Here is a 25397-nt window from a genome sequence, read left to right as displayed (position 1 = left end):
AAACCCTCTACCCCTTAAATTCAATAATATATAATTATTTACTTTCATTAAGAATACTGATGTCAAATAAGAAATAATCAACAACTCAAGAAAAATAAATAATGATACCTTAGGATAATACACAGTATCCTTAGCAAGGGGATAACAATAAAATTAATGAGTTAGCCAAATAAATAGGCTTTTATTACCAATATCCTCAACAATCACTTTAAATATATTTAGCAAATAAATATAAGCAATCATTATAATTAATATTAAGAAAACAACCATAAACGGCATGCTATCCCAACCATAACTTAAGAATGTAATCCTTAATATTAATAAACCACCTATCAAAATAAAGATCTTATAATAATTACTACAAGTAAATTTAGAAATTTTTTCTCTAATTTTTAAATCAGAAAAAAGAAAACCTAAAATATAAGATGGTTGCCAATACAAGAAACTTTGAGCTTTAGAAGGAAATGAAGATAAACACCAGAGAACATATGATAAAGCTAATAGTGCAATATAATTATGTTTCATCTTATGAAGAAAAGGGGTTAATCCCATTAATAATTTAGATAACAGTAACACCTTCTGGATATCGCTCTTCATAGGCAAACAGATGGTGAAGTAACATCAATATGATTGCAACTCCTTTAATAAAAGCACTAAGTCTTTTACTAATTAACCCTTTCTCGATATCTGTACTCACTTTACATTCCTTCATATAGCGGAATGATATCTTTAGCTTTACCGCTAGCCCTTACGTTTCCTTTGTCAATCCAAATTACATTCTGACAAAGCTCTTTTACTTGATCGATTGAATGTGAAACGAATAATAAAGTTGTCCCTCCAGAAAGCATTTCTTCCATACGCTTTTTACATTTTTCTTGGAATGATGCATCTCCAACAGCTAATACTTCATCGACAATCAAAATCTCAGGCTTAATGATCGTGGCAACTGCAAAACCTAAACGAGCAGACATACCTGATGAAAAATTTTTCAAGGGTACATCGACAAAATCTTGAAGCTCTGAAAATTCAATAATTTCATCAAAATGACGATCCATGAACGCTTTATTATGTCCGAGCAAAGCACCGTTCAGATAAATATTCTCTCTTGCCGTAAGCTCACCATCAAACCCCGCACCTAATTCTATAAGTGGTGCAATATTACCATGAACTTCTACACTTCCTTTATAAGGCCGCAATATTCCGCAGATAAGCTTCAATAGCGTTGATTTACCAGAACCATTTGTACCAATCAATCCCCATGACTCTCCTTTTCTAACCTCAAGACTCACATCTTTTAATGCTAAAAACTCTTGGAACATAAGTTCACCTTTTAGCATCTTAATGACATATTCTTTTAAACCATTATAACTTTCAGTCGCTTTATTAAAACGAACAGTGGCGTTAGTTACCTTAATTACAATTTCTTTATTCATTAGATATATAAAATAAATTCATCTTGTTTCTTATTAAAATACCAAGTTCCTAGCAATAAAATAACAAAAGCTAGGGCTGTTCCCATATAAATCGAATTAGAGTTCGGGAAATGAGCATAAAGCACAATATCTCTGAACTGTTCTACATACCAATACATTGGATTGACAGTTTTATAAAGCTCCTGATATTCATTAGGAATGATCGAGGCTGGATAGAAAAGTGGAGTTAAATACATCCACATTGAAACAAAAACCCCCCAAAGATATTGAATATCTCGGAAAAAAACTGTTGCAGCTGATAAAAACAACCCTAATCCCAAACTAAATACACAGACTTGTAAAATAATCACCGGGAAGAAAAGTAAATTCCAAGTAAACTCAGCCCCGGTAATAATCATAACAAATACTAAGGCACCTAAAGAAAATACAAGATTGACTAATGAACTCCCCACTTTCGATATTGTAAATATATACTTCGGAACATATGTTTTCTTGAGCAGAGATGCATTCCCGGTTACTGACCATACAGCAGAATTAGTTGCTTCTACCATGAAATTAAAAATTATCTGACCTGATATTAAATACAATGGATAGTTAGGAGTATCAAATCTAAAAATACTGGAAAACACGATTACTTGTACAACCATTAACATTAATGGGTTCAAAATACTCCATAGATACCCCAAATAACTGCGACGATACTTGAGTTTTACATCTCTTATGATAAGTTGTTTTAAAAGTTCATCGAATGCATAAAATCGGCGAAATTTGCCTACAAATTTATTTAGCATAATCTAGTCCTATCTATAATCGGGCTTTGATTATACAGGAATTCAATGTAATATACATACAAAAAGTGCGGTCAAAAATGATCTGCACCCCAAAAGTTGGACTAACCAAACCAACAATTGAGGTGCAGATTTTTTATGGGTAAACACTACACAATCGAATTTAAATTACAGGTTCTTCAACCTATTTTAAATGGGAAAATAAGTATTAGAGAAACTGCGCGTTTTTACAATATTCCTTCCCACGCCTTAGTCGGGACATGGTTGAAACGGTTTGAAAAAAGTGGCATAAAAGGACTGATTCCCCGTAAACCATCAGGACGACCGCCGATGAAACCCAAATATGCAAAAATGCCACCGCCACCCAAAACTGAAGAAGACCGTTTACGTTTGAGAATTTTACAGCTTGAAGCGGAGGTAGCCTACCTAAAGGAATTGAGAAGGCTCAGACTTCAGGACGAAGCCGAGCAACAGAAATTATCCAAAGGTTAAGAACTTGCTATCCGTTAAAATGGCTTTTAGGCTTTGCACAGTTAGCGCGTAGTACGTTTTTTGCTAAACTTCAGATTAAACTAGATAAGGATGAGCAGCTGAAAAAGGCCATTAAAGGCATCAAAGCCAATCATCCTGATTATGGCTATCGACGCGTTCATGCCTGTCTGCCAGGCGTAAATCATAAAAATTTAGTGCAACGGCCCCGAAACAAAAATGGGTAACTGATATCACCGAGTTTAAGGCGAAAGATGGAAGTAAAGCCTATTTATCCCCAATTTTAGACTTATTTAACAATGAGGTAGTCTCCTATAACCTTAGCTATTCCCCAAACTGGGCGCAAGTAGAGGACATGTTAATGCAAGCCGTCAAAGAATTAAATAAAGCTTGTGGTGTCATTTTACATTCAAACCAAGGCTAGCAATATCAAATGGTGGCTTATCGTCGAATCTTGGCTGAACATGGCGTCATTCAAAGTATGTCGAGAAAAGGGAATTGCTTGGACAATGCCGCGATGGAAAGTTTCTTTGGGCGATTAAAAACGGAATGTTTTTATGGTCGGGAATTTAACAGTAGAGAGGAGATAGTTGATGCCGTCAGGGATTATTTGGATTACTATAACCACCGACGGATTCAACTAAAATTAAAAGGACTGAGTCCGATACAATATCTAAAACAATCCTTTAAATAACAGTCTAACTTTTTGGGGTCAGATCAAATTTCACCGCACTTTTCTTGTTCAACAACTTGAATTCTGTTGTTTATCATTATGCATAATACATCTCAAACTCAACCGGATGTGGTGTCATATTTAAACGTTCTACTTCTTTACGTTTAATACTAATAAATGCTTCGATAAAGTCTTTCGCAAACACACCACCTTGAGTTAAGAACTCATAGTCTTTTTCTAATGAATTCAACGCTTCTTCTAATGAGCTTGCTACCGCTGGAATATCTTTTAATTCTTCAGGTGGAAGATCGTAGAGATTTTTATCCATTGCATCACCTGGGTGGATTTTGTTTACCACACCATCAAGACCTGCCATTAATAATGCTGCGAATGCAAGATATGGGTTTGCCATTGGATCTGGGAAACGCGCTTCAATACGAATTGCTTTCGGATTGGTTACTGCTGGGATACGAATTGAAGCAGAACGGTTGCTTGCAGAGTAAGCCAACAATACTGGTGCTTCAAAACCTGGTACTAAACGTTTATATGAGTTAGTACTTGGGTTGGTGAAAGCATTTAATGCTTTAGCATGCTTAATGATACCGCCGATGTAATAAAGTGCGGTTTCAGAAAGACCTGCATATTTATCACCTTGGAAAATATTTTTACCGTCTTTGCTTAATGACATATTGCAGTGCATGCCTGAACCATTGTCACCCGTGATTGGTTTTGGCATAAAGCAAGCGGTTTTGCCATGTTCTAATGCAACGTTTTGTACCACATATTTATAGATTTGTGTTTCATCCGCTTTCAAGGTTAAGCTGTTGAATTTCGTTGCAATTTCATTTTGACCCGCAGTTGCCACTTCATGGTGATGAGCTTCAATGACTAAGCCCATTTCTTCTAAAATCAAACACATTTCAGAGCGAATATCATGTGCTGTATCAATTGGAGCAACCGCACAGTAACCGCCTTTTTTCAATGGACGATAAGCGTTGTTACCATCTTCGTATTTTTTGTTGGTGTTCCAAGCCGCTTCAATGTCATCAACTGCAAAAGAAGCGCGATTCATTGATACATCAAAACGTACATCATCAAATAAGAAGAACTCTGGTTCAGGACCAAAGAATGCTTGATCCGCAATACCGATTGAACGCATATAGTTTTCAGCACGAATAGCAATTGAACGCGGGTCACGATCATAGCTTTGCATAGTCGTTGGTTCATAAATACTACAACGAATAGAGAGGGTTGGGATCTGCGCAAATGGATCGACTACCGCAGTTTCAGCGATTGGCATTAAAAGCATATCGGCTTTGTTAATGGTTTTCCAACCTTCAACAGAAGAGCCATCGAACATTTTGCCATCTTCAAACATATCTTCATCGACAAGGCTAACCGGGATAGAAACGCCGTGTTCTTTACCTTTGATGTCGGTGAAACGAAGTAGCGCGAACTTAATATCGTTCTCTTCGATCAGTTTGAATACGTTGGCAATTGCATTTGCATTTGGCATAAGGAGTCCTCTATTTTGCTATGTATATAATCTTTATAAAAATTAAAAGAGCATTATAACGCAACCGCTTACTTTTTTCATGGGATTTATTTTAAACACTGGCATAGCAGAGTAACGAAATATCGTGTATAATTTTTGCCCTTTCGAGATTCTCGTAGGGTGAGTTTGACTCGCCAATTTAAACTACTTGGACTATTCGGTGGCATAAAAACTCCACCCTACAAAACTTAAACTTTAAGAACGTAATAAATGAAAAACGACATTGATATTAATAAATTGCGCAATATCGCAATTATCGCCCACGTTGACCATGGTAAAACCACCCTCGTTGACAAACTTCTTCAACAATCCGGTACATTTGAATCCACTCGTGGTGATGTTGATGAGCGCGTAATGGACTCAAACGATCTTGAAAAAGAACGTGGTATTACCATTCTTGCAAAAAATACCGCAATTAACTGGAATGGCTATCGCATTAACATCGTAGATACTCCAGGACATGCCGACTTCGGTGGTGAAGTAGAACGTGTGCTTTCTATGGTGGACTCTGTACTTTTAGTGGTAGATGCTTTTGATGGCCCAATGCCACAAACACGTTTCGTAACCCAAAAAGCCTTTGCTCATGGTTTAAAACCAATCGTAGTTATCAACAAAGTTGACCGTCCAGGCGCACGTCCTGATTGGGTGGTGGATCAAGTATTCGATTTATTCGTTAACCTTGGTGCAACCGATGAGCAATTAGACTTCCCAATTATCTATGCTTCAGCATTAAATGGTGTCGCAGGGCTTGAACACGAAGAATTAGCGGAAGATATGACTCCGTTATTTGAAGCGATCGTTCAACACGTTGAACCACCAAAAGTGGAACTTGATGCCCCATTCCAAATGCAAATCTCACAATTAGACTATAACAGCTATGTGGGTGTTATCGGTATCGGTCGTATCAAACGTGGTGCAATCAAACCAAATCAACCTGTAACGATTATTGATGGTGAAGGCAAAACTCGCCAAGGTCGTGTGGGTCAAGTATTAGGTCATCTTGGTTTACAACGTTATGAAGAAGATGTTGCTTACGCAGGCGATATCATTGCGATTACTGGTTTAGGTGAATTAAATATCTCGGATACCATTTGTGATATCAATGCGGTTGAAGCACTACCTTCATTAACCGTTGATGAACCAACCGTAACCATGTTCTTCTGTGTAAATACTTCACCGTTTGCGGGTCAAGAAGGTAAATATGTGACTTCTCGTCAAATTCTTGAACGTTTAAACAAAGAATTAGTTCACAACGTGGCATTACGCGTAGAAGAAACACCAAACCCAGATGAATTCCGTGTTTCTGGTCGTGGTGAATTACACCTTTCTGTATTAATTGAAAATATGCGTCGTGAAGGTTATGAGCTTGCGGTTTCTCGTCCTAAAGTAATCTACCGTGAAATCAACGGCAAAAAACAAGAGCCTTACGAGCAAGTTACCATCGACGTAGAAGAACAACACCAAGGCTCTGTCATGGAAGCATTAGGTATCCGTAAAGGTGAAGTTCGTGACATGATGCCAGATGGCAAAGGTCGCGTACGTTTAGAATACATCATCCCTAGCCGTGGCTTGATCGGTTTCCGTGGTGAATTCATGACGATGACATCCGGTACAGGTTTACTTTACTCCAGTTTCGATCACTACGATGACATCAAACCAGGTGAAATCGGCCAACGTAAAAACGGTGTGTTAATTTCTAACGCGACAGGTAAAGCATTAGCTTATGCGCTATTCGGTTTACAAGAGCGTGGTAAATTAATGATCGAAGCCAACGTAGAAGTTTACGAAGGCCAAATCATCGGTATTCACAGCCGTACAAATGACTTAACCGTAAACTGCTTACAAGGTAAAAAACTCACCAATATGCGTGCGTCAGGTAAAGACGATGCAATTGTGCTCACTACACCTGTAAAATTCAGTCTTGAACAAGCGATTGAATTTATCGATGACGATGAGTTAGTGGAAGTAACACCTGAGTCAATTCGTATCCGTAAAAAACTCTTAACGGAAAACGATCGTAAACGTGCAAACCGTACAACGACAAGTACTAGCACGCATTAATAAACAACGCTAGCACGAAAATTTGTAAAAAATTAACCGCACTTTTGGAATATAACTAAAGTGCGGTTATTTTTATGCTCAATTTATTAAGGAGAAAGTCTTTCTCTAATCCAATTATTGCTTTCTTTACGATAACGAATGCGATCATGTAAACGGCTTGGTCGCCCTTGCCAAAACTCCACTGTTTCTGGCAAGACTAAATAGCCACCCCAATAATCTGGTCGAGGCACATTTAACGGATGTTTAGCGGCAACTAATGTGGCTTTTGCTAACAAAGATTTATAATTAGAAATCACCGCACTTTGCTCACTTGCCCAAGCCCCTATACGACTGGTGTAAGGTCGGGTAGCAAAATATTTATCGGATTGTTCCGCTGGGATTTTCACCGTCTTACCTTCAATTCGCACTTGGCGCTCCAATTCTGGCCAAAAGAAAGTCAGCGCGACATAAGGATTGCGTTCAATACAGCTGCCTTTTCGGCTAAGATAATTGGTAAAAAAGACAAAACCTTGCTCATTGACTTCTTTTAGCAAAACCATTCGGCTATTTGGGCGACCTTGTTCATCAACAGTCGCAATATTCATTGCTGTTGGCTCATTAACTTGAGCATGAATAGCCTCTTTCTGCCACTGTTCAAATTGCAAGATTGGATTTTCATGGCAATCATGTTGTGAAAGCACTCGTTTAGTATATTCATCGCGAATATTGTGTAACTCCATTTTCTTCCCTTTCAAATTTGATGAAAAATGCAAATAGAATAAAGTCTGTAAAATCGTTCGTCAATTTTCATAAAATAAAACTCAAATGACATCGAATCTTGCAATTATTTGAAATATGCGTATTATCTAGCCCCCTATATTCAACCTCGGGTTCCCTAACCCCGATTTATTTAAACTAAAAAGGTACAACATGAAATTAAACTCTCCGATCTTTAATGATCAACAAAAACGTCGTGCAATCTTCTGGCTCAGCTTTTTCCACATATTCATCATTGCAGCGAGCAATTACTTTGTACAAATTCCTTTTGAAATCACGCTAAAATTGACCGCACTTGGTGCAGCAAACGATTTTTCTTTCCACAGCACTTGGGGAACGCTCACATTCCCATTTATCTTTTTGGCTACTGATTTGACTGTGCGTATTTTTGGTGCGGAAGATGCGAGAAAAATCATCTTCGTGGTGATGTTTCCTGCACTTATTGTAAGTTACGTCATATCTGTTTTATTCTCTGAAAGCAAATTCCAAGGTTTCGAATCATTAACGCATTTCGATCTGTTTGTATTCCGTATTGCTATTGCGAGCTTTGCCGCTTACGTTGTAGGACAATTACTGGATGTGATCGTATTTAACCGCTTACGCCAGTTAAAAACATGGTGGGTAGCGCCAACTAGCTCAATGACATTCGGCTCAATGGCGGATACGTTTGTTTTCTTCAGTGTCGCCTTCTACCAAAGTGCAGATCCGTTCATGGCTGAACACTGGGCACAACTCGGCTTTGTAGATTATCTATTTAAATTATTTATAGGAATTATCTTGTTCGTCCCAGCCTATGGCGTAGTATTAAATGTCATTTTACGAAAACTACAAATGCTCGTAGCAGAAGGCGTTCCTGCATAAACCAAATTTCTGGCGCATATAAAACAATTAACCCCGCTCTTTTGAGTGGGGTTAATTATTATTACTTTGCTAAAACAGTGTTGTAAAAAAGTATAAATTTATAACCGCACTTTTTTTATATCAAAAAAATATATTTTCTAGCTAAAAGTTATTGGCGCTACCTTCTTATTTTTTTAGAAAATACCGACCTACTTAGTTCTAAAAGAGAAGGAATATTTATGCTTTTAACCGGATTACTTTGCGGAATCTTACTCGGATTTGTGATGCAGCGTGGGCGCTTTTGTATTACTGGCGCATTTCGCGATATGTATGTCACCAAAAATAACAAAATGTTTGTAGCCCTTTTATTGGCGATTACCGTGCAATCTATTGGTTTCTTCCTCTTAAAAGAAATCGGTGTATTAAATGTCGATCCGGCTGAAAACTTTGCCTTTTTAGCGGTGATTATCGGTGCCTTTGTGTTTGGTGTCGGCATTGTTCTCGCTGGCGGTTGTGCAACAGGCACATGGTACCGAGCTGCAGAAGGCTTAGTCGGCAGTTGGGTTGCTTTATTCACTTATATGTTATTAAGTGCCATCATGCGCACCGGCCCGTTAGGCGAACTCAATAAAACCTTACGCAGCATCAATATTGAACAACGCAACATTTACGATACATTCGGTATATCACCTTGGTGGTTAGTCGCATTATTAACTTTAGTGACGGCTTTCTATGTATACAAACATCTCAGCAAACCAAGCGTAAAAGTCGCAGCATTAAAACCGAAGAAAACGGGGCTTTCTCACTTATTATTTGAAAAACGCTGGCACCCATTTTTCTCAGCAGTGCTAATCGGATTAATTGCTCTTGCAGCTTGGCCACTCAGTGTCGCTACAGGTCGTGAGTTTGGACTTGGGATCACTGGCCCATCAGCTAATATTATGCAATTCCTTGTTACTGGCGACGGTAAATTTATTAACTGGGGCGTATTCTTAGTTTTAGGGATTTTTATTGGATCATTCATCGGCGCGAAAGCGAGCAATGAATTTCGTGTCCGCGTACCAGATGCCACCACTATTCTACGCAGCGGACTCGGCGGTATTCTCATGGGTATTGGGGCAACGCTTGCAGGTGGCTGCTCTATCGGTAATGGCTTAGTCGAAACAGCCTTTTTCTCTTGGCAAGGTTGGGTCTCATTGCCACTGATGATTCTCGGTACTTGGGTGGCTGCCTACTTTACCATTATCCGTCCACAACGTTTAAAATTAACAAAAACATCATAAGGAGTTTATATGATAGTTAAATTACCAACACTCGGCCTTGTTTGCCCCTTTCCTCTCGTTGAAGCCAAAGAAGCAATGGCTAAGTTAAACAAAGGAGATGGCCTAGAAATTGAATTCGACTGTACCCAAGCCACCGAAGCTATTCCTGCTTGGGCTGCTGAAGAAGGTTATGAAGTGACAAACTTCGAACAAATTGACAATGCCAAATGGTCAATTACAGTGGTTAAATAACACACAAATCAAATCCTAAATATCTTTTCTATTAGCTTGGTCAGAATAGCTGGCCAAGCACTAAAAAAAGCAAGCAAGCAAGCAAGCAAGCAAGCAAGCAAGCAAGCAAAATAATAAAATCAATGAGTTAAAATTACATTGTAAATAAAGTGTAAATTTCTTAATTTTCTCTTCCTTTATTTTAAATTTCAGTTAAAATGCGCCACCTTATCGCCCTGTGCGTACGATTTTCAAACAACAACATCGAGTTTGATTAGAACATATAGATATATTTTAAAGGAGTTTATTATGCGACTTTCCAAACTTTTTACTGCAGCGATTGCAGCTTTCATGCTATCTGCTTGCTCATTAAACAACGAAAAATGGTCAAATTTTGATAATCAATCAACGAGTCTGACACCACAAGAAAATCATGCTGGCTTAGTGTTCTATCGCACTGATGCTGGAGCAAACCCAATCGCAGTAAATATCAAAGTAAATGGCGAATACCTGTCTTCTCTTCAAGTCGGGGGATTCACCAAAACAGAAATTTGTGCAAAACCAACCGCACTTGAAACCCACTATGTTGCAATGAAACCTGCAACAAACTTAAATGTAAACCTAGCGAAACAATCTGTTCATTATTTCTACGTCGATACCTCTAATGCATCAAAACCACAATTAAAAGAGGTGGATGCAGCAACAGCACAAGAAGCTTTAAAAATGCTTAAGCATCAAGCTAATACTATTTCTCGTGTAAACCACACAACTTGTGCAACTCATTAATCAATTAAGGGATATTATTTATGTCAAAAAATATTAGCGTAAAGATTAATAACGGTAATAAAACTATTGAAACCGTCAAATTAAATGCAGCAAATCAAAAAGTTATCATCAAAGCACAACCTCATGTGAACTATGAATTAGTTGATGATGCAACTCAATATGCACCAGAAATGATTGATACCAAGCGAGTTGGTAATGATCTTTACATTGCATTTGAAGATACAGATATCAATAAAGATGTTGATTTAGTGTTAGAAGGCTATTATGAACATGATAATACTGAATTAGTATTAGGTATGGCTGAAGATGGTCAATACTATGCTTACGTTCCACAAAGTGGTGTAGAAAGCGATGCGGTGACATTGCTTGCCGATCAAATTTTTGCTCCACAAGCATTAGGCGGAAACAGCGTAGCTGCACCATTCTGGGCATTCAATCCAAACTGGTTATGGGTAGCTGCTGGTGTGGCTGCTGTAGGGGGTATTATCGCAGCAGCCAGTGGCAGTCATGGTGGTGGCTCGTCAAATAATGCTACTGACAAGCCATCTGATAATAGTGATGCTAATAACAATAGCAATACCGCTAAAGACACTACTGCACCGGCTAAACCGACCGTTGAAGCGAAAGACAATGGCTCAGTAGACGTCACGCCTCCTGTAGATGCGGATACCAAGTCTGTAGAAGTAAACTACACTGATGAAGCGGGTACACCAAAAACTGCCACCTTGACTAAAGGTAACGACGGCAACTGGACTTCAAACAACCCAGATGTTGCAGTAGACCCAGCGACTGGCAAAGCAACCATCCCAGCAGACAAAGTGAAAGATGGCTCTCCAGTGACGGCGAAAGCAACTGACACTGCAGGTAACACTGGTGAAGAAGGTACAGCGAATGCGGGTGATAATCCTGATACTACCGCACCAGCTAAACCAACTATTGAAGCGAAAACGAATGGTTTTGTTTATATTACTCCACCTGCAGATGCTAAATCGGTTGAAGTACACTACATTGATGAAAAAGGAAATCCGCAAACAGTCACGATTACTAAAGATGCTGATAAGGGTTGGGTATCATCTAATCTAGAGAACATCTGGCTTAATTCAGAAACTGGCAAAATAACACTTCTGGCACATAAAGTGAAAGGTGGTTCTCTAGTGAAAGCCTCAGCAACGGATAATAAAGGTAACACAGGTGAAGAAGCAACAAGTGAACAAGCAACGGCAAATGCGGTTGACATTCCGGATACTTATGGGCCAAGTATGCCAGAAACAAGGGCTTTAGAAGATCGTTCTGTAAGCGTAACAATGCCAAAAGAGGCCGAGGTTGGTGATTTTGTTGTAATTAAACGAGCTATTTATAAAGAGCACGGTGATTTGTTGGATTGGTCAGATGATATTGATACTGCTGAAACTTTAGCTACCTTGACTAAACAACAGGATGGTAGTTGGATTTCAGATAAACCAGAGAACGTGCCAAATGTTAAGGCCGGCAACGATAGTACGATTATTCCAGCGAATAAACTTAAAGGATTCGAGAATGTATATGTGGGGGCGATGGATCCTGCAGGTAATTCCAGCGGAGTACCGCAAACTTTTCTTCCTAACGAAATGGATGCTCCAAAGGTAACCGTAGAAACAGGTGGTTTTGTGGAAATCACCCCTCCTGCAGCTCAAGACCTTAAGTCTATGAAGGTAAGATATACCGATAAAGCAGGGACACAAAAAATCACAATCTTAACAAAAGGTGAGGACGGTAATTGGACTTCGGACAACCTGGATGTGACGGTAGAGCCAACGACGGGTAAAGCGATGATTTCAGCGGATAAAATACAAGCTGGTTCGAAAGTAACTGCGAAAGCGTTTGCTAATTCGGGTATAATTAGTCGTGAGGATTACCAGACAGTAGGTGAAGCCCCTAAGACTCCTGCACCAAGCGCACCTGAAATCATTCCATCGACTACAGATGGTTCAGTCACCGTGAAAGTACCAGATGATGCAAAAGTAGGCGATAAGGTTGACGTAAGCATAGTTCCTGAAAAGTCTGACATATTTTTAAACCCAGAGGATTCTAATATAGGTGTCGGAGTGACTTTAACCAAAAATGCAGATGGTAGCTGGACTTCAGACTATCCTATAATGTTACCAAATATTGCAGCGGGTCAGAACAGCACAACCATTCCACAAGATCAAGTAAAAGATGGTTCTAATGTGACCGCTCAGGCGAGAAATCCTGATTACAACTATAGCGCAAAAGTAACAGCTCAAGCGGGTGAAGATACTGGAGATGCTAAAGATCCTGATGAGGCTGGGGTATCATCTAATACTATAGATAGTAACGGTATGGGCAGTAGTGGTGATGACTATGCAAGCTTTGATCAAATTGCGGGCACCATTAATATGGGCGCGGGTAATGATATTCTTGAAGCACGCTCTACAGAAATGCCGTTCAGCTATTTCTACACATTCTCCAATGCAAAAGTAGATATGGGCTCTGGCGATGATATCATAAGAACATCTGGTTCTATATACTCAAGAGAATCTATTAATGGTGGCGATGATTTCGATACACTTGAGTTTGTGAATCGAGACGGCAAAGAGATTAGAACCTCTATTTCAGAGATCTCTAACTTTGAGAAAATTGATATTAAAGGTACGTTAAACAACACACTTAATATCCAAAAAGATGATGTTGAGAGAAACCACAGTGCTAAACCAACGGTTGATGACAGTGGTAAATCTCACAACAACGTATTAATTGTTGATGGTGATGAAGGTGATAAAGTGAATTTAAGTGAGATTAGTAAAGTTGCAAGCTCACAAGTTGATTATAAAGGCAATACTTATCATGTTTACCTCACTGGTTCTAACGAACTCTGGGTTGATTCAGATATTGCTGTTGGTTAATTTGTAACCTCCATTAGAAAAACGCACCTTCGGGTGCGTTTTTTGTAAAAATCTAGAAAATTACATTTGTAAATAAAGTGTAAATTTTTTTAACTTCCCTTCCTTTATTTAAAATTTGAGTTAAAATGCGCCACCTTATCGCCCTGTGCGTACGATTTTCAAACAACAACATCGCGTTTGATTAGAACATATAGATATATTTTAAAGGACTTTATTATGAGACTTTCCAAACTTTTTACTGCAGCAATTGCAGCTTTCATCCTATCTGCTTGCTCATTAAACAATGAAAAATGGTCAAATTTTGATAATCAATCAACAAGTGTGACACCACAAGAAAATCATGCTGGCTTAGTTTTCTATCGCACTGATGCTGGAGCAAACCCGATCGCAGTCAATATCAAAGTAAATGGCGAATACCTGTCTTCTCTTCAAGTCGGGGGATTCGCTAAAACTGAAATTTGTGCAAAACCAACTGCACTTGAAGCGCACTATGTTGCAATGAAACCTGCAACAAACTTAACTGTCAATCTCGCGAAGCAATCTGTTCATTATTTCTACGTCGATACCTCTAATGCATCAAAACCTCAATTAAAAGAGGTAGACGCAGCAACAGCACAAGAAGCTTTAAAAATGCTTAAGCATCAAGCGCACACTATCTCTCGTGTAAACAACACCGCTTGTGCAACTCATTAATCAATTAAGGGAGATTATTTATGTCAAAAAATATTAGTGTAAAGATTAATAACGGCAATAAAACCATTGAAACCGTCAAATTAAATTCAGCAAATCAAAAAGTTATCATCAAAGCACAACCTCATGTGAACTATGAATTGGTTGATGAAGCAACACAGTATGCCCCTGAAATGATCGACACCAAACGTGTTGGCAACGATCTTTATATTGCGTTTGAAGGCACCGATATCAATAAAGAAAGCGATTTAGTCTTAGAAGGCTATTATGAACATGATAATACTGAATTAGTATTAGGTATGGCCGAAGATGGGCAATACTATGCTTACGTTCCACAAAGTGGGGTGGAAAGCGATGCGGTGACTTTACTTGCAGATCAAGTTTTTGCACCACAAGCATTAGGCGGAAACAGCGTAACTGCACCATTCTGGGCATTTAATCCAAGCTGGTTATGGGTAGCGGCAGGTGTGGCTGCTGTAGGTGGTATTATCGCGGCAGCAAGTGGCAGTCATGGTAGCGGCTCATCAAATAACACTGCTGACAAACCATCTGATAATAGTGATAAAAATAATGAGGCTGTACTAGATAACGCTAATAATAATGGCAATACCGCTAAAGACACCACTGCACCGGCTAAACCAACTGTTGAAGAAGGTTCAGCAAATGCGGGGAATAATCCTGACACCACGGCACCAAGTGCACCACAAGTAACGCCATCAACCACTAATGGCTCAGTAACCGTGAAAGTACCAGGTGATGCCCAAGTAGATGATACTGTAGAAGTAACCGTAATTAGCGAAACCTCTGATACCCCTGAAAAAGTCACCTTAACGAAGAATGCAGACGGCAGCTGGACTTCTGATAAACCAGAAATCTTACCGAATGTTGATGCGGGTAAAGACAGCTCCACTATTCCACAAGATAAAGTGAAAGATGCTTCTGATGTAACTGCAGTAGCGAAAGACCCAGCGGGCAATAATAGTGCACTAGTAACGGCTCAAGCGGGTGAAAATGTAGATAAAACGGCACCAGCCAAACCAACTATTGAAGCGAAAATGAATGGCTTTGTTTATATTACTCCTCCAGCAGATGAAGATACTAAATCAGTTGAAGTGCACTACATTGATGAAGAGGGAAATCCACAAACAGTCACGATTACTAAAGATGCTGATAAAGGTTGGGTATCATCTAATCCAGATAATGATATCTGGGTAACTCCAGAGAGTGGACTAATGGTACTTAGAGCAGATAAAGTGAAAGATGGATCTCTAGTGAGGGCCTCTGCAACGGATAATCAAGGTAACACAGGTGAAGCAGCAACGGAAAATGCGGTTAGCATTCCGGATATTTATGGGCCAAGCATGCCAGAAGTAGTTGGATTAGAAGGTCGTTCTGCAAGAGTAACAATGCCAAAGGATGCCGACGTTGGAGATTTTGTTGTAATTAAACGAGGTATTTATCATTATGAGTCTTTTTGGGCTTTCGGTGCTTTGATTCCTGATGATGATAATGATGAAATTTTAGCTACGTTAACTAAACAACAGGATGGTAGTTGGATTTCAGATAAACCAGAGAATGTGCCAAATATTGATGCCGGCAACAATAGTACTATTGTTCCAGCGAATAAACTTAAAGGATTCGGTACTGTATATGCTCGTGCAATGGATCATGCAGAGAATTTCTCTGCACCAGGATATACTAATCTTGCTAACGAAATTGACCGTCCAACAATCACCGTAAAAACAGATGGTTTTGTGGAAATTACCCCTCCTGCAGTTAAAAACCTTAAATCTATGGCTGTAAGATATTTGGATAAATCAGGTACACGAAAAACTACAATGTTAACGAAAGATGAGGACGGTAATTGGACTTCAGACAACCCGGATATTATTGTAGAGCCAGCGACTGGAAAAGCAATAATTTCATCAGATAAAATAGAAGGGGGGTCACAATTAGCAGCGAATGCCTTTGATACTTCGGGTATAATCAGTTATCCAGCTCTCGATATAATAGGTAAAAAAACTGATACTACAGCACCAAGCGCACCGGAAGTCATTCCATCGACTACGGATGGATCAGTCACCGTGAAAGTACCAGATGATGCAAACGTGGGCGATTATGTTTCAATATCGGTAATCCCTAACCGCCCTGGTATATTTTTAAACCCAGAGAATTCTAATATTTCTACTGACATAACTTTAATCAAAAATGCAGATGGTAGCTGGTCTTCAAGCTATTATTCAATAGTACCAGAGATTGAAGCAGGTCAGAACAGCACAACCATTCCACAAGACCAAGTAAAAGATGGTTCTTATGTGAGAGCTACGTCGAGAGATAATGCTGGCAACGCGAGCGCAGATGTAAGGGCCCAAGCGGGTAAAGATACTGGAGATGCTAAAAATCCTGATGAGGCTGGGGTATCATCTAATACTATAGATAGTAACGGTATGGGCAGTAGCGCTAATGACTATGCAAGCTTTGAGACTATTGCGGGCACCATTAATATGGGCGAAGGTAATGATATTCTTGAAGCGCGTTCTACAGATTTTCCGTTCACCTATAGTACCGCCTATGGATCCTTACAAGCTAGGATAGATATGGGCTCAGGTGATGATATTGTAAAAACATCAGGTGCTATTGATGCGCCTTACTATTTTGACAAAAAACCATCTATTGATGGTGGTGATGATTTCGACACACTTGAGTTTGTGAATCGAGGCGGCGAAACGATTATAACCAAGATTTCAGCGCTCTCTAACTTTGAGAAAATTGATATTAAAGGTACGTTAAACAACTCAGTTTTTATCCACAAAGATGATGTTGAGAGAAACCACAGTGCTAAACCAACGGTTGATGACAGTGGTAAATCTCACAACAACGTGTTAATTGTTGATGGTGATGAAGGTGATAAAGTGGATTTAAGTGAGATTAGTAGAGCTGCTAGCTCACAAGTTAATTATAAAGGCAATACTTATCATGTTTACCACACCGGTTCTAATGAACTCTGGATTGATTCAGATATTGCTGTTGCTTAATTTGTAACGTCTATTAGAAAAACGCACCTTCGGGTGCGTTTTTGTAAAAACCGAGAAAGTTTGATCGCTTGATGATGAATAAAAAAGAGGTATGACTGGGATGTTTTTAGCCAGCTTTATGCAATATTTATCTTGAACACTGCCTTTACAAGCGGTTGAATTTTACGAGTAGTTTGCATCTTTAATTATTACTCTTAACTGATTTGAGCTATAATTAAACAGTTAAGAAATTTTATTTTGATTACTCTATAAGAGAGCCTTTCCATGAAACTTGTACATCATAAAATCATTGCATTGCTACTCCTTAGTGCATTGCAATCTCCATCGGCTTTTGCAGAAGAACTTGCTGATATTCTTCGCAATGCTTTGCGAAATGATCCTGCATTACTTGAGGCGAGCGCTAATACAGAAGGCGCTTATAATGAAATGGAAGCATCTAAAGCTGGGCACTATCCAACATTTTCGTTAACAGGACAAAATGTTGTCGCCCAGCAAAATACTTCTAATAATGCCAGAATGCGTGATGATGTTGGCATTAAATCCCGTTTAAATTTATATGCTTGGGGTGGAATTCAAGCTGCTGTTGAGCGTGATAAACATAAAATGGAATATTATCAACATAAATATTATGAAACGCGCGAAGAGTTAGCCAACACGATTAGCACTCTTTATTTAACCGCACTTCGTGCAAAAGAATCCATTGCAGTTGCGAAAAAAAATATTAAACGCCATGAGAAATTCTTAGCAGATTTGCGAGTAATTAGTGAATATGATTCTGGTCGTCGTTCAGAGATGACACAGGCACAATCCCGTTATTTACAAGCACAATCAACAGAAGCGAGTTTACAGAAAACGTTATCCGTTACTTTGAGTAAATTAAACAAATATAGCTCAAAACGTTTAACTGAAAAAGATATTGTCGATCCATTTAATAAACAGAATTCAGCACAGCTTATTGCACTATTCGATAAAGTGCCAATCACTGAACATCCAAGTGTGAAAGCGCAAGAATCAGAATACAGTAGTGCATTATCGGATGCTGAAGTTGCAAAAGCTTCAAAATATCCGTCTATTAATTTAGAAGGAAGTGCAACTCGCCATGATAGAAGTGTTGCGGTAACGATGACTTGGGATCTTTATAATAAATCTGCTGATTATACACTGGAGAAGAGCCACGCAGTAATACGCTCAGCTAGAGCGCGCTCAGATGAGTTATTACGTGATATCCAGGAACGAGCAGAAACAGCAAAAGTGGATATGAAGCAAAGTGAGCAGCGCGCTAAAATTGTAAAATCACTGATTTCGACACAATCTCAAGTTGCTCAAGACTATGAGCAACAATTCTATATTTCTCACCGCACTTTGCTAGAAGTATTAGATTCTTATGCAGAATTAGCCGCAACGGAGACAAATTATGTGGAAGCACAAAATGATTACCGCGATGCAGCTGTGGCATATTTATTGGCGAAAGCAAGTTTAGCAAAATGGGCTAAAATCCCAGATTTTAATGCAAATAGTCAGTTCTAAGTAGAAGGCATTTTGTAGATAAATTTTATGAATTCAATTATTAAACATTTAGCTATTGCAACAAAGCTACTCAATCAACCTGTTGCAGAAGAGGCTTTAGCCGCAAATGTCGCAAGGGATCGAAATTTAAATGCGAATATTCAATCACTTAGCGAAGTATTGCGTAGTTATGGATTTGAAAACCATATTTCTCGCCGTAAGTTAGTTGAGATTCCTTCACTTGCGATGCCAGTTATTATTATTTTACATAATGACGAAGCTGCTGTTGTGAGTGAGGTAAAAGGGCGTGGCGAAGAGCGTGTTTATGTTGTTCGCCAAGGTGATGCGCCAGCACATGAGGTTAGCCATAAAGATCTTGAAGCACAATATTTGGGATTCTGCTGGTTTATTAAGCCAAAATTAACTGCGGATCACCGTTCTGAATTACCAGAATATCATTTACCAAAAGCCTGGTTCTGGAAGGTTATTGGTCGCTTTAAAAAATATTACTACCAAGTCATTTTAGCCTCTTTTTTAATCAACATTTTGGCATTGGTGAGTTCACTTTATGTGATGAATGTGTACGATCGAGTGATTCCAAACCAAGCATATTCAACATTATGGGTGTTAAGTATAGGCGTATTCTTAGCTATTACCTTTGAATTTATTGCTAAAATGATACGTTCGCATTTAACTGATATTGCTGGTAAAAAAGCAGATTTAATTGTCAGTTCGGCGCTTTTTAGGCGGGTTATGGCATTACGTTTAATTGAACGTCCAATTTCTTCAGGCTCTTATGCGAATAATTTACGCGATTTTGAGGCTGTGCGTGAATTTATGACAAGTGCTAGCTTATTGGTATTAGTTGATGCACCATTCTTATTGCTTTTCTTATTTGTCATGTTTGTTATTGGTGGAAAATTGGTGATTGTACCTGCAGTGACTTGTGCTTTAGTACTATTAGTTTCTTTTGCAGTGCAGCCAACATTAGCAAAACGTATCAATGAAAGTATGAAAGAGGGCTCCCAACGTCAGGGGCTAGCAGTTGAAGCGGTAGAAGGCATTGAAACATTAAAGGTTAATAATGCAACTAACTGGGCTCAGCAGCGTTGGGATAGACTCAATGCTTTAACAGCTATCAGTTCAATGAAAGTTAAACAGATCAATGAATTTGTTTCTAACTTTACAGTGGGGCTACAGCAATTAAATACCGTAGGTTTAGTTGTATTAGGGACTTATTTAATTCACGATGATGTCGTTGAAGCTCGTATTACAATGGGTGCGGTAATTGCTTCGGTAATCCTTTCTGGCCGCGCACTTTCATCTCTTGGGAAAATTGCAGGATTAGCCATTCGATATCAACAAGCTAAGAATGCACTCAAAGGTGTAAACTCCATTGTTGAAAGACCAATTGAACGAGATCCAGAACGTTCTTATGTAACACTTGATCAAGTACAAGGTCAGATAACCTTTAACAATGTCGTATTTAAATATAATAAAGATTCGCAACCTGCTATTGCAAACCTTAATTTAACCATTCGTCCTGGTGAAAAAGTTGCAATTTTAGGACGAATCGGTAGTGGTAAAAGTACATTATTGAAATTAGCGAGTGGGCTATATGAGCCAACGGGCGGAAATATCTTGTTAGATAATGTAGATATTCGCCAAATTGATCCGAATTTCCTACGTGATAAAGTCACTTTACTTAATCAATCCCCACGTTTATTCCTTGGGACATTACGTGAGAACTTAGATTTAGCTCGAATGGATGGTTATTCAACAGACCAGGAATTGCTTGGTGCATTGCGTAATTTCCATTTAGATCAGTTGGTTCGTAACCATCCTAAAGGTTTGGATATGCCACTCGGTGAAGATGGTTTGGGGCTTTCTGGTGGACAAAAACAAATTGTTTCATTAGCACGTTTGACTTTACGCCATCCGCGTGTTGTTTTATTAGATGAACCCACAACAGGTTTAGATGAGCAAACTGAACAACAAGCGCTAGGCGTGTTAGCTCAATGGGCTAGAGATAAAACCGTTGTAGTGGTGACGCATCGTTTACAAGTGTTACCAATGGTTAATCGTGTCGTTGTTGTTGATAATGGCCGTGTTGTGATTGATGGCCCTCGAGATGCAGTTATTGCAAAATTGCGTGAAAATGAAGAGCGACAAGCACAAGCAGCACAGGCAAAAGCTCAAAATGTTGCACAGGTTGCCGCTGAGAAAAAAGAAGAAAAAGGTGAGTAATATGTCAAATCAGCAAAGAGAAAACGTCAATCAAGAGGATTTAAAGCTGATTAACGATCTAAATGCAGCCTTACAATCGGAAAAACATACGGGTTATTTTTCAATAATTAGTTTATTTTTGTCTTTTATCATTGCTTTTATCATTTGGGCATATTTTAGTCCGCTCGAAGAAGTTGCCCAAGGACAAGGACGAATTATTCCAAGTAGCCGTGAGCAAATCGTACAAAGCCTCGATCCAGGAACGATTCAAGAAATGTTAGTCAAGGAAGGGGATACCGTTGAAAAAGGGCAAATTCTCTTAAAACTAGATGATACTCGTAGTTCTGCTATTTTACGTGAAAGCCAAGCAAAAGTAGAAAACTTAGAAGCTATGGTAGCTCGTTTACAGGCAGAGGCCTACAACACAAATCTTGTTTTCCCTGACCATATTTCAGATGAATTAAAAAAGCGTGAAGAAGCAGCTTACGTTTCTCGTCGTAGAGCGATGGAAGAACAAGTTTCGGGCTTGAGACAAAGTAAAGATGCGCTTGAACAGCAAATAGCTATAGCAGAACCAATGGTAAAGCGTGGCGTTATGTCACAAGTTGATCTTTTACGTATGCAACGTGATTCACATGATTTAGCAGCACAAATTACAGAACGTCAAAACCGTTATACAACAGATGCAAGTAATGAGTTAGTAAAAACAGAATCGGAACTCGCACAGGCTAAGGAAAATATGGCAATGCGAGCTGACCCCGTTGAACGTTCACAAATTCGTGCACCAATGAAAGGGATTGTAAAAAATATTCGAATTAATACGATTGGTGGGGTTGTTAATGCTGGGCAGGATATTCTTGAAATTGTACCGATTGAAGATAATCTTCTAGTTGAGGCTTATATTCGCCCGAATGATGTTGCATTTATCCGCCCAGGTTTGCCTGCAGTTGTAAAACTCACCGCTTATGATTATGCGATTTATGGTGGTTTACAAGGCGAGGTGACGTTAATCAGCCCAGATACATTAAGTGATGAAAAACATAATGCTAGTGAATTAAAGCTAAATATGAATAACGTGTATTATCGCATATTAGTGAAAACGTCAGGGAGCCATCTTGTTGATAAAAACGGGAACGAAATGCCAATTATTCCTGGGATGGTTGCAACAGTAGATGTTAAAACTGGTGAGAAAACAGTGTTTCAATATTTAATAAAACCAATTACGCGAATGAAACAAGCATTAAGAGAGAGATAAATTTAAAAGTGCGGTCAGAAAAATATATAAATTTCTAACCGCACTTTTTCTTTAATGAATCGAAATAATTAAATCAATTCTACCGGTACTTTCACCACCAGTTTTTTCACAATAGTTGATTTACCGTCTACGGTGCAACCCGGTTTATGGGGTTCATAAGGGAAAAAGACAGCGAACATTTTTGGTAAAAGTGTCACGGTGATTTTATCTTCAATTTGTGGGGTGAGTTGATAATCATCTGCTTCACGATATTCATCGTATAAGCTAAGATTTGGATAAGTCGCGCTTACTTCAACATTTTCTTCACCACGAATAAGTAATTGAATATCTAGATATTTGTGGTGAAGTTCAGCCTGTTTGCTATCCGCTTCAACGGTATCAAATTCCATGACGTTCATATAGACTTGCTCGCTTAAATCATGACGACCATTTTCTAATGCTTCAAGATCTAACGTGTTGAGATGATCGCAAATATCTGCGATAACTTTTGGTAACCCCACTTTAAAATTTGGATTATTTAATGCACTGATAATCATAGTATCTCCTTACGTATGTATTTGTATGAGAATATGATAACAAGTCGGTTAAATGAAATAAAGTTACCAATCACACAAAAACCCCTGTATAATGCTTAAGCTTTATTTTCTACATTAGCGTGCGGCTATCAAAAGCAATTTTACTCACTCGAAGTGCGGTTATTTTTACAAAAGATTTCTTTTGCTAGTCGCAATCTGGAAAATAAGGCATTGTTTTTAATATAAATTTTAAGGAAAACATTGTGAATCCAATTGTTAAGCAATTTAAATACGGTCAACATACCGTTACTCTAGAAACCGGCGCGATTGCACGTCAAGCAACTGCTGCGGTCATGGCAAGCATGGACGATACCACGGTATTCGTGACTGTTGTTGCTAAAAAAGATGTGAAAGAAGGTCAAGACTTCTTCCCATTAACCGTAAACTACCAAGAGCGTACTTATGCAGCGGGTAAAATCCCTGGTGGTTTCTTCAAACGTGAAGGTCGTCCATCTGAAGGTGAAACTTTAATTGCACGTTTAATCGACCGTCCAATTCGTCCATTATTCCCAGAAGGTTTCTTCAACGAAATCCAAGTTGTGGCAACTGTAGTTTCTGTAAACCCACAAATCAGCCCAGACTTAGTGGCTATGATTGGTGCTTCTGCAGCATTAACCTTATCTGGCGTACCTTTCAATGGCCCTATCGGTGCAGCACGTGTTGGTTTTATTGACAACCAATTCGTATTAAACCCAACTATGGCTGAACAAAAACAAAGTCGTTTGGACTTAGTGGTTGCAGGTACAGACAAAGCCGTATTAATGGTTGAATCTGAAGCAGACATTTTAACTGAAGAACAAATGTTAGCGGCAGTCGTATTCGGTCATCAACAACAACAAGTCGTGGTTGAAGCGATCAAAGAATTTGCGAAAGAAGCAGGCAAACCACGTTGGGATTGGGTTGCACCACAACCAAACACAGATTTAATCAATAAAGTAAAAGCGATTGCTGAAGCACGTTTAGGTGATGCATACCGCATTACTGAAAAACAAGCTCGTTACGAACAAATCGATGCGATTAAAGCGGATGTGATTGCACAAATCACAGCAGAAGATGAAGAGATCAGCGAAGGTAAAATCGTGGATATTTTCACCGCACTTGAAAGCCAAATCGTTCGCGGCCGTATCATTGCAGGTGAGCCACGTATTGATGGCCGTACCGTTGATACCGTTCGTGCATTAGACATTTGCACTGGTGTATTACCACGTACTCACGGTTCTGCAATTTTCACCCGTGGTGAAACACAAGCATTAGCCGTTGCAACGTTAGGTACTGAACGTGATGCACAAATCATTGATGAATTAACAGGTGAACGTCAAGATCACTTCTTATTCCACTACAACTTCCCTCCATATTCTGTAGGTGAAACCGGTATGATCGGCTCGCCAAAACGTCGTGAGATCGGTCACGGTCGTTTAGCAAAACGCGGTGTAGCGGCAGTTATGCCTAGCCTTGCTGAATTCCCGTATGTCGTGCGTGTTGTATCTGAAATCACTGAATCTAACGGTTCTTCTTCTATGGCATCTGTATGTGGTGCGTCTTTAGCATTAATGGATGCGGGTGTACCAATTAAAGCAGCAGTTGCGGGTATCGCAATGGGCTTAGTAAAAGAAGAAGAAAAATTTGTGGTACTTTCAGATATTTTAGGTGATGAAGACCACTTAGGTGATATGGACTTTAAAGTAGCGGGTACACGCGAAGGTGTAACAGCACTTCAAATGGACATCAAAATTGAAGGTATCACCCCTGAAATTATGCAAATTGCATTAAACCAAGCGAAGAGTGCGCGTATGCACATTCTTGGTGTAATGGAACAAGCAATCCCAGCTCCACGTGCGGATATTTCTGACTACGCGCCGCGTATTCACACCATGAAAATTGATCCGAAGAAAATTAAAGATGTTATCGGTAAAGGTGGTGCAACTATCCGTGCATTAACTGAAGAAACTGGTACGTCTATCGATATCGATGATGATGGTACAGTGAAAATCGCCGCAGTAGATAGCAGTGCAGCGAAAAACGTGATGGCTCGTATTGAAGAAATCGTTGCTGAAGTTGAAGCAGGCGCAATTTACAAAGGTAAAGTAACTCGCCTTGCTGACTTCGGGGCATTCGTTGCTATCGTTGGAAATAAAGAAGGTTTAGTTCATATTTCTCAAATTGCTGAAGAGCGTGTAGAGAAAGTGAGTGATTACCTTCAAGTTGGTCAAGAAGTAACCGTTAAAGTGGTTGAAATCGATCGTCAAGGTCGTATCCGCTTAACCATGAAAGATCTTGCACCAAAACAAGAAACTGAAATTAACCAAGAAGATTTTGTAGAAGAACAGGAATAA

19 protein-coding genes and 1 pseudogene are annotated in these 25397 nt (G+C 39.1%); 14 read left to right on the top strand and 6 right to left on the bottom strand.

Translation table 11 applies throughout. The features are described from left to right. Positions 1-559 precede the first annotated feature (559 nt). The 3 genes from AAX18_RS08830 to AAX18_RS01035 are packed head-to-tail and all read right to left on the bottom strand — an operon-like array spanning position 560 to position 2224. Positions 560-697: a hypothetical protein gene (locus tag AAX18_RS08830; protein ID WP_155397203.1), complete on the bottom strand. Its 138-nt coding sequence runs from the start codon at positions 695-697 to the stop codon at positions 560-562. Between the two features lies 1 nt (position 698). After that, the gene (locus AAX18_RS01040; protein ID WP_046952653.1) at positions 699-1433 is read right to left on the bottom strand and encodes an ABC transporter ATP-binding protein; all 735 of its coding nucleotides are present in this window, start codon (positions 1431-1433) and stop codon (positions 699-701) included. Continuing rightward, positions 1433-2224, bottom strand: a complete 792-nt coding sequence (locus AAX18_RS01035) for an ABC transporter permease (RefSeq protein ID WP_046952652.1) — start codon at positions 2222-2224, stop codon at positions 1433-1435. Before AAX18_RS01035 ends, AAX18_RS01040 begins: the two co-directional genes overlap by 1 nt. Before the next feature lie 135 nt (positions 2225-2359). On the opposite strand from AAX18_RS01035, the gene AAX18_RS01030 reads away from it, so the two are divergent. Beyond that, a complete protein-coding gene (locus AAX18_RS01030) occupies positions 2360-2713 on the top strand; it encodes a helix-turn-helix domain-containing protein (protein ID WP_046952651.1) in 354 nt (117 codons plus the stop codon). 190 nt (positions 2714-2903) lie between these two features. Next, positions 2904-3404 (top strand): annotated as a pseudogene (locus tag AAX18_RS09090) (IS3 family transposase); the annotation flags it as partial. 76 nt (positions 3405-3480) lie between these two features. On the opposite strand, the gene glnA reads toward AAX18_RS09090, so the two are convergent. Further along, positions 3481-4899 carry a type I glutamate--ammonia ligase gene (gene glnA, locus AAX18_RS01020; protein WP_046952650.1) on the bottom strand — a complete coding sequence of 473 codons (1419 nt, stop codon included), beginning with the start codon at positions 4897-4899 and terminating at the stop codon, positions 3481-3483. A gap of 249 nt (positions 4900-5148) precedes the next feature. Here glnA and typA point away from each other — a divergent pair, with 249 nt between their 5' ends. Then, a complete protein-coding gene (gene typA, locus AAX18_RS01015; RefSeq protein WP_046952649.1) occupies positions 5149-6999 on the top strand; it encodes a translational GTPase TypA in 1851 nt (616 codons plus the stop codon). An 86-nt stretch (positions 7000-7085) separates the two neighbouring features. Here typA and pdxH read toward each other — a convergent pair whose 3' ends face one another. Continuing rightward, the gene (gene pdxH, locus AAX18_RS01010; protein WP_046952648.1) at positions 7086-7718 is read right to left on the bottom strand and encodes a pyridoxamine 5'-phosphate oxidase; all 633 of its coding nucleotides are present in this window, start codon (positions 7716-7718) and stop codon (positions 7086-7088) included. Positions 7719-7908: 190 nt separating this feature from the next. Between pdxH and AAX18_RS01005 the strand changes: the two genes are divergently transcribed. The 10 genes from AAX18_RS01005 to AAX18_RS00960 all read left to right on the top strand — a co-directional run bounded on the left by AAX18_RS01005 (position 7909) and on the right by AAX18_RS00960 (position 22489). Then, on the top strand, positions 7909-8616 hold the full coding sequence (locus tag AAX18_RS01005) for a 7-cyano-7-deazaguanine/7-aminomethyl-7-deazaguanine transporter (RefSeq protein WP_046952647.1): 708 nt from the start codon (positions 7909-7911) through the stop codon (positions 8614-8616). Positions 8617-8834: 218 nt separating this feature from the next. Continuing rightward, the gene (locus AAX18_RS01000) at positions 8835-9878 is read left to right on the top strand and encodes a YeeE/YedE family protein (protein WP_046952646.1); all 1044 of its coding nucleotides are present in this window, start codon (positions 8835-8837) and stop codon (positions 9876-9878) included. A gap of 9 nt (positions 9879-9887) precedes the next feature. Then, positions 9888-10109 (top strand): sulfurtransferase TusA family protein, encoded by a 222-nt coding sequence (locus tag AAX18_RS00995; RefSeq protein ID WP_046952645.1) that lies wholly within the window; start codon positions 9888-9890, stop codon positions 10107-10109. A 288-nt stretch (positions 10110-10397) separates the two neighbouring features. After that, a complete protein-coding gene (locus AAX18_RS00990) occupies positions 10398-10874 on the top strand; it encodes a hypothetical protein (protein WP_046952644.1) in 477 nt (158 codons plus the stop codon). Between the two features lie 20 nt (positions 10875-10894). Beyond that, positions 10895-13777 carry a hypothetical protein gene (locus tag AAX18_RS00985; RefSeq protein WP_046952643.1) on the top strand — a complete coding sequence of 961 codons (2883 nt, stop codon included), beginning with the start codon at positions 10895-10897 and terminating at the stop codon, positions 13775-13777. Between the two features lie 216 nt (positions 13778-13993). Further along, complete coding sequence (locus AAX18_RS00980; protein WP_046952642.1) at positions 13994-14470, top strand: hypothetical protein; 477 nt, start codon at positions 13994-13996, stop codon at positions 14468-14470. A gap of 20 nt (positions 14471-14490) precedes the next feature. Then, complete coding sequence (locus AAX18_RS08605; RefSeq protein WP_052748870.1) at positions 14491-17502, top strand: hypothetical protein; 3012 nt, start codon at positions 14491-14493, stop codon at positions 17500-17502. 264 nt (positions 17503-17766) lie between these two features. Beyond that, the gene (locus tag AAX18_RS00970) at positions 17767-19029 is read left to right on the top strand and encodes a TolC family protein (RefSeq protein WP_046952641.1); all 1263 of its coding nucleotides are present in this window, start codon (positions 17767-17769) and stop codon (positions 19027-19029) included. Between the two features lie 27 nt (positions 19030-19056). Beyond that, positions 19057-21255: a type I secretion system permease/ATPase gene (locus AAX18_RS00965; RefSeq protein ID WP_046952640.1), complete on the top strand. Its 2199-nt coding sequence runs from the start codon at positions 19057-19059 to the stop codon at positions 21253-21255. Between the two features lies 1 nt (position 21256). Then, positions 21257-22489, top strand: coding sequence for an HlyD family type I secretion periplasmic adaptor subunit (locus AAX18_RS00960; RefSeq protein ID WP_046952639.1), 1233 nt, complete (start codon positions 21257-21259; stop codon positions 22487-22489). A gap of 68 nt (positions 22490-22557) precedes the next feature. On the opposite strand, the gene nanQ is transcribed toward AAX18_RS00960, so the two are convergent. Next, complete coding sequence (nanQ, locus tag AAX18_RS00955) at positions 22558-23025, bottom strand: N-acetylneuraminate anomerase (RefSeq protein ID WP_046952638.1); 468 nt, start codon at positions 23023-23025, stop codon at positions 22558-22560. 242 nt (positions 23026-23267) lie between these two features. Between nanQ and pnp the strand changes: the two genes are divergently transcribed. Next, positions 23268-25397, top strand: a complete 2130-nt coding sequence (pnp, locus tag AAX18_RS00950; RefSeq protein WP_046952637.1) for a polyribonucleotide nucleotidyltransferase — start codon at positions 23268-23270, stop codon at positions 25395-25397.

Source organism: Haemophilus haemolyticus (genome assembly GCF_001008205.1).
GTDB classification, from domain to species: Bacteria; Pseudomonadota; Gammaproteobacteria; order Enterobacterales; family Pasteurellaceae; genus Haemophilus; species Haemophilus haemolyticus_Q.
The sequence above is the reverse complement of the archived record's forward strand: the minus strand, read 5'-3'. Positions and strand labels throughout refer to the sequence as shown.